This is a genomic window from Allobosea minatitlanensis (assembly GCF_964020775.1).
The window spans coordinates 2,532,825-2,545,401 of the sequence record NZ_OZ224509.1 but is presented as its reverse complement, the minus strand read 5'-3'; the positions used below and the strand labels follow the sequence as shown (position 1 = coordinate 2,545,401).

Below are 12,577 nucleotides of genomic sequence, written 5' to 3'. Positions count from 1 at the left end.
GCGCTGAGCGAAGGCCGGAGGGGGGCGAACGCATCTTGTTCCCCCGGCCGCGTGCCTGCCGCTTGTCGCGGCGGCGAACCGGAACCCGCATGAAAAAAGGGCGCGGCCGGAGCCGCGCCCTCGTTTCCGGGTCCGGAGCCGCGCTCAGCGGCGGCCGATCGGCGTATAGTCGCGCTGCGGCGAGCCGGTATAGAGCTGGCGCGGGCGGCCGATCTTCTGGGACGGGTCCTCGATCATTTCCTTCCACTGCGCGATCCAGCCGACCGTGCGCGCGACCGCGAAGAGCACGGTGAACATCGAGGTCGGGAAGCCCATCGCCTTCAGCGTGATGCCCGAATAGAAGTCGATGTTCGGGTAGAGCTTCTTCTCGATGAAGTACTCGTCATGCAGCGCGATGCGCTCCAGCTCGATCGCGACGTCGAGCAGCGGATCGTCCTTGATGCCGAGCTCGTTCAGCACCTCATGCGTGGTCTTCTGCATGATCTTGGCGCGCGGGTCGTAGTTCTTGTAGACCCGGTGGCCGAAGCCCATCAGGCGGAACGGATCGTTCTTGTCCTTGGCCTTGGCGATGTATTTCGGGATGTTCTCGACCGTCCCGATCTCCTCCAGCATCTTCAGCGCCGCCTCGTTGGCGCCGCCATGGGCGGGGCCCCAGAGGCAGGCCGTGCCGGCCGCGATGCAGGCGAAGGGGTTGGCGCCCGAGGAGCCGGCGAGGCGGACCGTCGAGGTCGAGGCGTTCTGCTCGTGGTCGGCGTGCAGGATGAAGATCCGATCGAGCGCGCGCGAGAGCACCGGGTTGACCTTGTACTCCTCGGCCGGGACCGCAAAGCACATGCGCAGGAAATTCGAGGTGTAGTCCAGCGAGTTCAGCGGATACACGAAGGGCTGGCCGACCGAGTATTTGTAGGCCATCGCCGCCAGTGTCGGCACCTTGGCGACCATGCGCATCGAGGCGATCATCCGCTGGTGCGGGTCCGAGATATCGGTCGAGTCGTGGTAGAAGGCCGACATCGCGCCGATCGAGCCGACCATCACCGCCATCGGATGGGCGTCGCGGCGGAAGCCCTGGAAGAAGCGGGCCATCTGCTCGTGCACCATGGTGTGGCGCGTGATGCGGTAGTCGAAATCCGCCTTCTGCGCGGCGGTCGGCAGCTCGCCGTAAAGCAGCAGGTAGCAGGTCTCGAGGAAGTCGCCATGCTCGGCGAGCTGCTCGATCGGGTAGCCGCGATAGAGCAGCACGCCGGCGTCGCCGTCGATATAGGTGATCTGCGACTCGCAGCTCGCCGTCGAGGTGAAGCCGGGATCGTAGGTGAACATGCCCGTCTGGGCGTAGAGCTTGGCGATGTCGATGACGGCGGGGCCGACCGACCCTTCCTTGATCGCCATGTCGACGGTCTTGTCGCCGACCTTAAACTGGCTGGTATTTCCGCTCATCGATACCGATCCTTTCAAGGCTCGCTGCCGTTCAGCCGCCTTTTGCGTGCCCCGTCCGCGGCGCTCTGCGGGTAGTCCTTCATCCGAACGGGCCAACGTGACGAGAGCATGTCAGCGGGAGGGGCAATGGCAATGCATGCGACTGATGGACAAGCAATATTCGCACGTCGCACCGTGTCGCGGCGCAATGCACTTGCGCGTCACTAGACCATTTGCCCCATGCATTCAACAGAGCCGAAAGGCGGTTCACGCCGCCTTCCGCGCATGCCTGGGCCCGCGCGGCGGCCTCCCTCCGGCGCCGCCTCAGCCCTGGTCGGCCAGCCGCGCCAGCGTCTCCTCGCGGCCGAGAACCGCCATGACGTCGAACAGCCCCGGCGACATGGCCCGGCCCGTCAGGGCGGCCCGCAGCGGCTGCGCCGCCTGGCCGAGCTTGATGCCGGTTTCCTCGACATAGGCGCGGACAGCGGCCTCCAGCGGCGCCGGCGCCCATTCCGCCACGGCGGCGAGCCTGCCGGCGATCGCCGGCAGGCGCCCGCGCGCGGTCTCGTCGAGCAGGCCGCGGGCCTTGTCGTCGAGCTTCAGCGGGCGCTGCGCATAGAGGTAGAAGGCGCTGTCGAGCAGTTCGACCAGCGTCTTGGCCCGCTCCTTCAGCCCCGGCATGGCGGCGAGGAACCTGGCTTCCAGCTCGGGCGGGAGCGTCGGAGCCAGCCCCCGCGCCGGGCCGATCTCGGGCAGGATCACCTTCAGCGCCTCGAGCAGATCACGATCGCTCGACTGGCGCATATAGAGCCCGTTCAGGTTCTCCAGCTTGGCGTAGTCGAAGCGCGCCGGCGAGCGGCCGATCGAGGACAGGTTGAACAGCGCGATCATCTCCTGCGTCGAGAAGATCTCCTGGTCGCCATGGCTCCAGCCCAGCCGCAGCAGATAGTTGCGCAGCGCCACCGGCAGGTAGCCCATCGAGCGATAGGCGTCGACGCCGAGCGCGCCGTGGCGCTTCGAGAGCTTGGCGCCGTCCGGCCCGTGGATCAGCGGGATATGCGACATGCTCGGCACGTCCCAGCCGAGCGCGTCGTAGATCTGGGTCTGGCGGGCGGCGTTGGTCAGGTGGTCGTCGCCGCGGATGATATGGGTCACGCCCATGTCGTGGTCGTCGACCACCACGGCGAGCATATAGGTCGGCGTGCCGTCCGAACGCAGCAGCACGAGATCGTCGAGATTCTCGTTCTGCCAGACGACGCGGCCCTGGACCTCGTCGTTCACCACCGTCTCGCCGGTCTGCGGCGCCCTGAGGCGGATCACCGGCTTGACGCCGGCCGGCGCCGTCGCCGGGTCGCGGTCGCGCCAGCGCCCGTCATAGCGCAGCGGCTTGCCCTCGGCGCGGGCCTTCTCGCGCATCTCCTCGAGCTCGGCCTGGCTCGCATAGCAGTAATAGGCCTTGCCGGCGGCGAGCATCTGCTCGGCCACCTCGCGGTGGCGCGCGGCGCGCTGGAACTGGTAGACGGTCTGCCCGTCCCAATCGAGGCCGAGCCATTCCAGCCCGTCGAGAATCGCGGCGATCGCGGCGTGGGTCGAGCGTTCGCGGTCGGTATCCTCGATGCGCAGCAGCATCTTGCCGCCGTGGCGGCGCGCATAGAGCCAGTTGAACAGCGCGGTGCGGGCGCCGCCGATATGCAGGAATCCGGTCGGGGACGGCGCAAAGCGCGTGACGACGGCATTGCTCATGGAAGGCAACTCCAGCCGGGCGGCGAATCCGCCCGGGGCGAGACATGGGGAACGGCGTGCCCTATCCGCCGCAGCGGGCATGACAACCGGCGCGCGCCCTGTAACATGGCTTCGCCGGGCGGTTAAGCGCTCAATGCGAAACCGGCCGGCCGAGGGAAGGGCTGCCGGAAGGCGGCCGCCAGGGGATGGCAGCCGGGATGGCGAGGCAAGCCGCATCGCCGGGACGCCGGGGGGCGTCGAGGGCCGTCGCCGGCATGCTGCCGGCGCGCCTGCCGCCTTTCGCTCTCGGCCGCCCGGCGCTCGCCGCGGGCTTCCGGGCGCTGGGGCGTCGGGGCGCCGCCTCGCTCGCGCTGGAAATCGAGCGCCGCCGGCCCTTCCTCTGGCTGCCGGTGGCGATGGGGCTCGGCATCCTGCTCTATTTCGCCGCCGACCGGGAGCCCGCGCTCTGGGCGCCGCTCGCCGGCTTCGCGATGGCGGCGGGGCTCGCCGTCATGCTGCGCAGGCGGCCTGTCCTCGCCGCGACCTGCATCGGCTTCGCGGCCGCCTTTGCCGGCTTCGCCGCCGGGGTCTGGCGCACGGCCGACATCGCCGCGCCGATGCTGGAGCGGCCGCGCATCGGCAGGATGAGCGGCTTCGTCGAAAGCGTCGAGGCGCGCGACAAAGGCGCCCGGCTGGTCCTGCTGGTGACGGATATCGCCGGGCTGCCGGCCGGGAGCCGGCCGAAGCGGGTGCGGGTCAACATCCGGGGCGGCACGGTCGCGCCCGGCGACCACATCACCGCGACGGCGCGGCTCCTGCCGCCGCCGGGGCCGGCGCGGGCCGGCGGCTATGATTTCGGCCGCGACGCCTTCTTCCGCGGGCTCGGCGCCGTCGGCAGCATCTCCGGCAAGATCGTCCTCAGCCCGCCGCCGCAGGCGCGGCCATGGCGGCTTGCGCTCGATGTCGCGATCGACAAGGCCCGCAACGCCCTGACGGAACGGATCGCCGGCGTCGGCGGCGGGCAGGGCGGGGCGGTGGCGGCGGCCCTCGTTACCGGCAAGCGCGGCCTGATCACCGAGGCGACCAATAACGACCTGCGCGCCGCCGGCATCTATCACATCGTCTCGATCTCCGGCCTGCACATGGTGCTGGCGGCGGGGACGATCTTCTGGCTGGTGCGGGCCCTGCTGGCCCTGTCGCAGACGCTGGCGCTCGGCTGGCCGGTGAAGAAGATCGCGGCGCTGGCCGCCATGCTCGGCGCCACGGCCTATTGCATCTTCTCCGGCAGCGACGTCGCCACCGAGCGCTCGCTGATCATGACGCTCGTCATGCTGGGCGCGATCCTCGTCGACCGGGCGGCGCTCAGCATGCGCAACCTCGCCCTCGCCGCGATCATCGTGCTGCTGCGCGAACCCGACGCGCTGCTCGGGCCGAGCTTCCAGATGTCCTTCGGCGCGGTCGCGGCACTGATCGCCTTCGCCGAGCGCTGGGACCGGCGCGACCCGTCGCAGCCGCCCTCGCTCCTGCCCTGGCCGCTGCAGGCGCTCTGGACCGCCTCGCTCGGCATCCTCGTCACCACCATCCTGGCCACGGCCGCGACCGCGCCCTTCGGCGCCTTCCACTTCCAGACCTTCAATCCCTTCGGCCTGCTCGGCAACGCCATGGCGCTGCCCTTCGTCTCGCTCTGCGTGATGCCTGCGGCGGTGTTCGGCGTCATCGCCTATCCCTTCGGGCTGGACTGGCCGGCCTGGGCGCTGATGGGCCTGGCCTCCGAGATCGTGCTCAAGGTCGCGCATGGGGTCGCGACCATCGACCATTCGACCGTGACCGTCGCGGCCTTCGGTCCCGGCGTCCTGCTCGCCTTCGTCGTCTCGCTGCTCTGGCTCACGCTCTGGACCACCGGCCTGCGCTGGCTCGCCGTGATCCCGCTGGTGCTCGGCGTCGCCTTCGCGGCGAAGCCGGAGCGGCCGGAGATCCTGATCGAGCGCGACGGTTCCGGCATCGCCGTGCGCGGCAGCGACGGCCGCCTGGCGATCGCCGGCCGGCCGAGCCGCTTCGTGGTCCAGCAATGGCTCGCCTCGGACGGCGACGACCGTTCGCCGGAGGATGCCGGGCTGCGCGGCGGCGTCGCCTGCGACAGCCGCGCCTGCATCGCCCGCACCGCCGACGGGCGCAGCGTCTCCTATGCGCGCGACCGGGTCGCGATCATCGAGGACTGCCGCCGCGCCGACCTCGTCGTCACCAATATTCCGTGGAGCGCGCCTTGCGCCGCGATGCTGGTCGATCGCATGGCCCTGTCGCGCAACGGGGCGACCTCGCTCCATCGCAGTCCAGGCGGCTGGAGAAGCGATTCCTCGGAGGCCGGCGCCGGCGAGCGACCCTGGAGCCGCCGCAAGCCGCCGGCTCCGGCGCAGCCGGCTGCCGCACGGACACAGCCCTTGCCGGAGAGCCCGGCCGACAGCGACCCGGACCCGCTCTAGGAGCGCGCCAACTTAACGCGGAACCGCCTTGACGCGGAACCGCGCCGTCAGTCCGGACAAGCCGCGCGAGCGGCCCCGATCCGGATCTAGGCCCTAGCCGTCCGGAATCGATCCCCCGTCTTCGCTCCGCTCCGCCCGGGCTGACAGCTCCGCCCGGGACGACATGGCAGGTCCGTTCACCGAGCAGATAGGGTCAGGACCCGCCGGTCGATAGGCGGCTCAGTAGCGCCGCAGCAGGTTGACGAGGCGGCCCTGGATCTTGACGCGGTCGGGGCCGAGGACGCGGGTCTCGTAGGCCGGGTTGGCGGCTTCGAGCGCGATCGAGGAGCCGCGCCGGCGCAGGCGCTTCAGCGTCGCCTCCTCGTCGTCGATCAGGGCGACGATGATGTCGCCGGTATTGGCGGTGTCCTGCCGGCGGATGACGACGGTGTCGCCGTCGAGGATCCCGGCTTCGACCATCGAATCGCCCCGCACCTCCAGCGCGTAATGCTCGCCCGAGCCCAGCATGTCGGGCGGCAGCGAAACCGTGTGGCTGCGGCTCTGGATCGCCGAGATCGGCGTGCCGGCGGCGATGCGGCCCATCACCGGGATCGAGACCGGCGCCCGGGCATCCTCCTCGGCCGGGGCAGGGCGGGGCTTGGCAAGGTTCGGCTGCGCGCCGAGGCCGCCCTGCACGACGGCGGGGTTGAAGCGCCGCGGCTGCGGGCCGGCGAGCCCTTCCGGCATCTTGATGACCTCGAGCGCCCGTGCGCGGTTGGGCAGGCGGCGGATGAAGCCGCGCTCCTCCAGAGCCATGATCAAGCGGTGAATGCCGGATTTCGAGCGCAGGTCGAGCGCATCCTTCATCTCGTCGAAGGAAGGAGGCACGCCGCTCTCGCGCAAGCGTTCCTGGATGAAGCGCAGGAGTTCGTGTTGCTTGCGTGTCAGCATGATCGTCGCCGGCGCTCCCCAAGGCGGTTCGGTGCAGATTCGAAACAAAGCCAGAACACTATAGCTGTTCGCTTTGTGTTCCGCAAGGAGCCGCTAGCGCAGGCGCAGCACCCGGCAGGCTTCGCCTTTCTTAGCCGGCTCCGAATGGGCCGGCCGGATCGTCAGGGCCCTGGCCCGGGCGAGGGTACCGAGCATCGCGGAATCCTGCTTGTCGAACGGCGTCGCGACCCATCCCGCCGGAGTCAGGGCGAGATCGGAGCGGACATAGTCCTCGCGCTCGTCATTAGCCGGCATATCTTTTCCGAGAATCGCGGGGATGGCGCGACTGCGGTCGGGCTCGGGCATGCCGAGCAGGGCTTCGATCAGCGGCAGCACGAAGAGATGGCCGCAGACGATCGAGGAGACGGGATTGCCCGGCAGGCCGAGCACGACCATGCGCCCGAGCCGCCCGGTCATCATCGGCTTGCCGGGGCGCATCGCGATCTTCCAGAAGCCGAGGCTCATCCCGGCCCGCGTCAGGGCCTCCTGCACGAGGTCGTGGTCGCCGACCGAGGCGCCGCCCAGCGTGATCAGGACATCCGCCTCCGCCGCCCGCGCGGCGGCGATCCGGGCGGCGAGGTCGTCATGGTCGTCGCGGGCGATGCCGAGATCGAGGGCTTCGCCGCCGGCCTTCTCGACCAGCGCCAGCAGCGAGAAGGAGTTCGAGGCGACGATCTGGTCCGGCCCGGTCGGCTGGCCCGGCGTCACCAGCTCGTCGCCGGTGGCGAGGATCGCGACGCGCGGCTTGCGGCGTACCCGCAGCTCCGGATAGCCCATGGCGGCGGCGAGCCCGAGGGCGGCGCTGTCGAGCACGCGTCCGGCCGCCAGCGGCACGTCGCCCTCGCTGAAATCGAGCCCGGCCGGCCGCAGGAACTGGCCCTTGGCGGCCGGCACGCGCACCGTGATCGTCTCGCCGCCGACGCCCTCGGCATTCTCCTGGATGAGGATGGTGTCGGCCCCCTCCGGCATCGGCGCGCCGGTGAAGATGCGCACGGCCTCGCCCGGGCCGATGCCGCCCCGGAAGCGCCGCCCGGCCGCCGATTCCCCGATGACGCGCAGTTGCCGGCCGGCTGCCATGTCGCCGGCGCGGACGGCGTAGCCGTCCATGGCGGAGTTGGCGAAGGGCGGCTGGGTCCTAAGCGCGGCGAGATCGGCGGCGAGCACCCGCCAGGCGCAGCGCGCCAGCGGCAGGGTCTCGCTGCCGGTCGGTCCCGGAACGCTGTCGAGCAGGGCCTTGAGCGCGACGGGAACCGGGGTGAGGGCCATGTCGGGATGCCTTTGACGATCGCGTCTGGGTTGCCGGAAGGCGCGCCGGGCCTCAGCCCGCCGCGCCGGCGTCGTAGTCGCCGGATTGTCCGCCGGACTTGTGCAGCAGGCGGATATTCTCGATCCGCATCGCCCGGTCGACCGCCTTGACCATGTCGTAGACGGTGAGGCAGGCGACCGAGACGGCGGTCAGCGCCTCCATCTCGACGCCGGTCTGGCCCTTCATTCTGACCTCGGCGCGCACGCGCACGCCGGGCAGGGCCTCGTCCAGGGCCAGATCGACGGCGATCTTGCCGAGCAGCAGCGGGTGGCAGAGCGGGATCAGCTCATGGGTGCGCTTGGCCGCCATGATGCCGGCGAGCCGCGCGGTGCCGAGCACGTCGCCCTTCTTGGCGTTGCCGTCGCGGACGATCGCGACCGTCTCCGGCGCCATCACCACGCTGCCCTCGGCGATGGCGAGGCGGGCCGTCTCGGCCTTGCCGCCGACATCGACCATATGCGCCTGGCCCTGCGCGTCGAGATGGCTGAGCCGGCTCACGCCGCGCTCTCGCGCGCCGCGCCGGTGAGCAGGGCCCGCGTCGCGGCGGCGACGTCATCCTGCCGCATCAGGCTCTCGCCGACGAGGAAGCCGTTCACCCCGGCCTTGCTGAGGCGCTGGACGTCGGCATGGCTGAAGATGCCGCTCTCGCCGATGACGATGCGGTCGCGCGGCACGCGCGGCGCCAGCCGCTCGGTCACGGCGAGATCGACATGGAAGCTGCGCAGGTCGCGGTTGTTGATGCCGAGCAGCCGGCTTTCGAGGGCGAGCGCCCGGTCGAGCTCGGCGTCGTCGTGCACCTCGACCAGCACGTCCATGCCTAGGGCGCGCGCGGTGTCGTTGAGCGCCCGGGCGGTGGCGTCGTCGACGCCGGCCATGATGATCAGGATGCAGTCGGCGCCCCAGGAGCGGGCCTCGTAGACCTGATAGGGGTCGTAGAGGAAATCCTTGCGCAGCGCCGGCAGGCCGGAGGCCTCGCGCGCGGCCGTCAGGAAATCCGGGCGGCCCTGGAAGGAGGGCGCGTCGGTCAGCACCGAGAGGCAGGCCGCGCCGCCCGCCGCATAGGCGCGGGCGAGCGCCGGCGGATCGAAATCGGCCCGGATCAGGCCCTTGGACGGGCTCGCCTTCTTGATCTCGGCGATGAGCGCCGGCTCGCCCGCCGCGATCTTGCGAGCGAGCGCGTCGGCGAAGCCGCGCGGCCGGGCCGCCGCGCCGGCGCGCTTCTCGATCTCGGCTTGCGGCACCGCCGCCTTGGCGGCGGCGATCTCCTGCCGCTTATAGGCTTCGATCCTGGCGAGAATGTCGGTCACGACCCATCTCCTCAGGCGTTCGAGACGGCGATCAGCTTCGCCAGCACCGCCTTGGCCTTGCCGGAATCGAGGGCGGCGGTCGCCTGGGCGAAGCCGTCCTTCAGGTCGCCCGCCTTGCCGGCGACCAGCAGCCCCGCGGCGGCGTTGAAGGCGGCGATGTCGCGGAAGGCGGTTTTCTCACCCGAGAGCGCCGCGTTCAAGGCGGCGGCGTTCTCGTCCGGCGTGCCGCCGCGCAGCTCTTCCGGCCTGGCCAGGCCGAGCCCGACATTGGCGGGGTCGATCGCGAAGCTCTCGATCCTGCCGTTCTCCAGCGAGACGACGCGGGTCGGGCCGGTGGTGGTGATCTCGTCGAGCCCGTCCGAGCCGTGCACCGCCCAGACGCGGGTGGAACCCAGCGAGGCGAGCACCTTGACCATCGGCTCCAGCCAGGTCTCGGAGAAGGCGCCGATGAGCTGGCGCTTGACGCCGGCCGGATTGGAGAGCGGGCCGAGCAGGTTGAAGATGGTGCGCGTGCCGAGTTCGGTGCGCACCGGCGCGACATGGCGCATCGAGGCGTGATGCGCCGGTGCGAACATGAAGCCGACGCCGGCCTCCCGGATGCAGCGCTCGGTGCCGGCGGCGTCGAGCCCGACCTTGACGCCGAGCGCGGTCAGCACGTCGGCCGCGCCCGAGCGCGAGGAGGCGGCGCGGTTGCCGTGCTTGGCGACCGGCACGCCGCAGGCCGCGGTGATGATCGAGGCCAGCGTCGAGACGTTGTAGGAGCCGGAGGAATCGCCGCCGGTGCCGACGATGTCGATCGCCTCCGGCGGCGCCTTGACGGTGAGCATCTTGCCGCGCATGGCGCCGACCGCGCCGGCGATCTCGTCGACGGTCTCGCCGCGGACGCGCAGCGCCATCAGGAAGGCGGCGGATTGCGCGTTCGTCACCTCGCCCGAAAGGATGGTGTCGAAGGCGTCGCGCGCTTCGTCGCGGGAGAGCGTCGCGCCGGTCGCCACCTTGGCGATGAAGGGTTTGAAATCGTCCATGATAACTCTGCGGAATCAGGCTGAAGGGGTCAGGGCGGCGGCGTCGCGTTCGCTCTGCCATCGCTCCGCGAGATCGAGGAAATTCCGCAGGATCGTCGCGCCATGCTCGGAAGCGATGCTTTCCGGATGGAACTGGACGCCCTGGACCGGCAGCTCCCGGTGCGAGAGGGCCATGATCAGGCCGTCATCGGTGTCGGCCTCGATGGCGAAGACCGGCGGGCAGGATTCGCGCTCGACGACGAGGGAGTGATAGCGCGTCGCTTGAAACGGGCCGTTGATGCCGCGGAACATCCCGCGCGCCTGGTGGCGGATCGGCGAGACCTTGCCATGCATCGGCACCGGGCAGCGCACGACCTTCCCGCCGAAGGCCTGGCCCATCGCCTGCAGGCCGAGGCAGACGCCGAAGATCGGCTTCACGCCCGCGCCCCGCCCGACGAGATCGAGGCAGATTCCGGCTTCGTCGGGGGTGCAGGGCCCGGGCGAGAGCACGATGGCGTCGTGCTCGCCGGCGAGCGCCTGCTCGACCGTGAGCGCGTCGTTGCGCCAGACATCGACCTCCGCTCCCAGCCCGCCGATAAGGTGGACCAGGTTCCAGGTGAAGCTGTCGTAGTTGTCGATCAACAGAACGCGCATGGCCGGACCCGTGTATGCGGCTTGAGGTCATGCACGCTCGGGGGCGGGGTGGTCAAGTTTCGACGGGGCCACGCGCAGGAGCCGCTTCCGTCTTTCCGGGCGGCCCGCAGGGCAGAGCCCGGAATGGCGGCGGAGGTTCTTTGCCTAGCCCCGCGCGCTGCGCGGCATGCCGGCCGTGCGCGGCTGGGCCAGCCCGGGTGCGGTCTCGACGCCGAGCGCCGGCAGGGCGAGCGTGCGCTGGCCGCGGAAATCGACATGGCAGACGATCAGCCCGCGCTCCTCGATATAGCCGAGGAGCCGCCGCGCCCGGCTCGGCGAATGGCTGCCATAGACCCGCGCCAGCTCCGCGTCGCTCGGGCAGGAGCCGCCCTCGATCGCGGTGCGGGCGATGAACAGGAACAGGCCCTGCAGATCCTCCGGCAAGGCGCCCGACGCCGCGACGGCGGCCTGCCAGCCTTCGCTCGCGGCGATGCTGTCGCTGACCCCGGCGCGCGCCACGGCGAGCCGGCGGCGGAATTCCTCCAGGCTCAGATGCGTGCGGCCGAGCCGGCGCATCCGGCAGCGCACGGTGAAGTCCTGGTAGAGTACCGCGATCTGCCGCGACTGCGCCTCGGGATCGGCCATCAGCTCGCGCAGGATCTCGGTCATGATCGCCTCGCGCTCTTCCGGCTCCAGCTCGATCTCCGGCTCGGGCTCCGGCAGCGGGGCAGGGCGGTAGGTCTCGATCCGGCGCAGCACCTCGGTCGGGTCGGGGCGCGGGCGCGGCGCGGGGCGCGCCGGACGGGCCAGCGGCGGCGGCTCGTCCTCGCCGGGCGTGAAGATCAGCTTGCCGGCCTCTTCCGGCGCCTGCTCGGGCAGCGGCATCAGGCCGGGGGCGCCGCCGCGGTCCACCGAGGAGACGGCGCCGATCCGGAGCGGCAGCGGCCGCTTCGACAGAGCGGGGCCGAGCGCCACGAACTGGCCGCGTTCGAGGTCGCGGAACATCTCCGCCTGGCGCCGGTCCATGCCGAGCAAATCGGCGGCGCGCTGCATGTCGATGTCGAGGAAGGTGCGGCCCATCAGGAAGTTGGAGGCCTCCGCCGCGACGTTCTTGGCGAGCTTGGCGAGGCGCTGCGTCGCGATGACGCCGGCGAGCCCGCGCTTGCGGCCGCGGCACATCAGATTGGTCATGGCGCCGAGCGAGAGCCGGCGCGCCTCGTCGGAGGCCTCGCCCGCCATCACGGGGGCGAAGAGCTGGGCCTCGTCGACGACGATCAGCATCGGGAACCAGAGTGAGCGGTCGACGTCGAAGAGCCCGCCGAGGAAGGCGGCGGTGGCGCGCAACTGCTCGTCGGCTTCGAGGTTTTCGAGGTTCAGCACCACCGAGACGCGGTGCTGGCGCACGCGCAGCGCCACGCGCTGCAATTCGGCCTCGCCGCATTCGGCGTCGACCACGACATGGCCGAACTGGTCGGCAAGCGAGACGAAGTCGCCCTCCGGGTCGATCACGGCCTGCTGCACCAGCGGCGCGCTCTGCTCCAGCAGGCGGCGCAGCAGATGCGACTTGCCGGAGCCGGAATTGCCCTGCACGAGCAGCCGCGTCGCCAGCAGTTCGGGGAGATCGAGCAGGCCGGGTTCGCCGGTCCGTGTCGTTCCCATCTCGATCGCTGTCGTCATGCCGGTCGTGAATTGTCTCGTTTGAGCGCGCCCGAGGGCGCGGCGGGGGCTTCTAGAGCATCGGGC

General features: G+C 70.8%; 10 protein-coding genes. 1 reads left to right on the top strand and 9 read right to left on the bottom strand.

The window, feature by feature from the left end:
- Nucleotides 1-144: 144 nt before the first annotated feature.
- On the bottom strand, nucleotides 145-1,434 hold the full coding sequence (gltA, locus tag ACWH43_RS12595) for a citrate synthase (RefSeq protein ID WP_158443563.1): 1,290 nt from the start codon (nucleotides 1,432-1,434) through the stop codon (nucleotides 145-147).
- A 303-nt stretch (nucleotides 1,435-1,737) separates the two neighbouring features.
- Nucleotides 1,738-3,156 carry a glutamate--tRNA ligase gene (gltX, locus tag ACWH43_RS12590; protein ID WP_158443564.1) on the bottom strand — a complete coding sequence of 473 codons (1,419 nt, stop codon included), beginning with the start codon at nucleotides 3,154-3,156 and terminating at the stop codon, nucleotides 1,738-1,740.
- A 254-nt stretch (nucleotides 3,157-3,410) separates the two neighbouring features.
- Between gltX and ACWH43_RS12585 the strand changes: the two genes are divergently transcribed.
- Nucleotides 3,411-5,615 carry a ComEC/Rec2 family competence protein gene (locus ACWH43_RS12585; RefSeq protein ID WP_260348327.1) on the top strand — a complete coding sequence of 735 codons (2,205 nt, stop codon included), beginning with the start codon at nucleotides 3,411-3,413 and terminating at the stop codon, nucleotides 5,613-5,615.
- Between the two features lie 219 nt (nucleotides 5,616-5,834).
- Here ACWH43_RS12585 and lexA read toward each other — a convergent pair whose 3' ends face one another.
- From lexA to ACWH43_RS12550, 7 genes are all read right to left on the bottom strand, one after another.
- The gene (gene lexA / locus ACWH43_RS12580) at nucleotides 5,835-6,545 is read right to left on the bottom strand and encodes a transcriptional repressor LexA (protein WP_158444792.1); all 711 of its coding nucleotides are present in this window, start codon (nucleotides 6,543-6,545) and stop codon (nucleotides 5,835-5,837) included.
- Between the two features lie 93 nt (nucleotides 6,546-6,638).
- Nucleotides 6,639-7,850: a molybdopterin molybdotransferase MoeA gene (locus tag ACWH43_RS12575; RefSeq protein ID WP_158448336.1), complete on the bottom strand. Its 1,212-nt coding sequence runs from the start codon at nucleotides 7,848-7,850 to the stop codon at nucleotides 6,639-6,641.
- Between the two features lie 52 nt (nucleotides 7,851-7,902).
- Nucleotides 7,903-8,388 carry a cyclic pyranopterin monophosphate synthase MoaC gene (gene moaC / locus ACWH43_RS12570; RefSeq protein WP_158444790.1) on the bottom strand — a complete coding sequence of 162 codons (486 nt, stop codon included), beginning with the start codon at nucleotides 8,386-8,388 and terminating at the stop codon, nucleotides 7,903-7,905.
- On the bottom strand, nucleotides 8,385-9,197 hold the full coding sequence (trpC, locus tag ACWH43_RS12565) for an indole-3-glycerol phosphate synthase TrpC (protein ID WP_158444789.1): 813 nt from the start codon (nucleotides 9,195-9,197) through the stop codon (nucleotides 8,385-8,387). Before trpC ends, moaC begins: the two co-directional genes overlap by 4 nt.
- Nucleotides 9,198-9,208: 11 nt before the next feature.
- Nucleotides 9,209-10,222, bottom strand: a complete 1,014-nt coding sequence (gene trpD / locus ACWH43_RS12560) for an anthranilate phosphoribosyltransferase (protein WP_448153488.1) — start codon at nucleotides 10,220-10,222, stop codon at nucleotides 9,209-9,211.
- 15 nt (nucleotides 10,223-10,237) lie between these two features.
- Nucleotides 10,238-10,855, bottom strand: a complete 618-nt coding sequence (locus ACWH43_RS12555; RefSeq protein WP_158444787.1) for an anthranilate synthase component II — start codon at nucleotides 10,853-10,855, stop codon at nucleotides 10,238-10,240.
- A 144-nt stretch (nucleotides 10,856-10,999) separates the two neighbouring features.
- Entirely contained in the window at nucleotides 11,000-12,511 is a 1,512-nt protein-coding gene (locus ACWH43_RS12550) for an ATP-binding protein (RefSeq protein ID WP_158444786.1), read from the bottom strand.
- Between the last annotated feature and the right edge of the window lie 66 nt (nucleotides 12,512-12,577).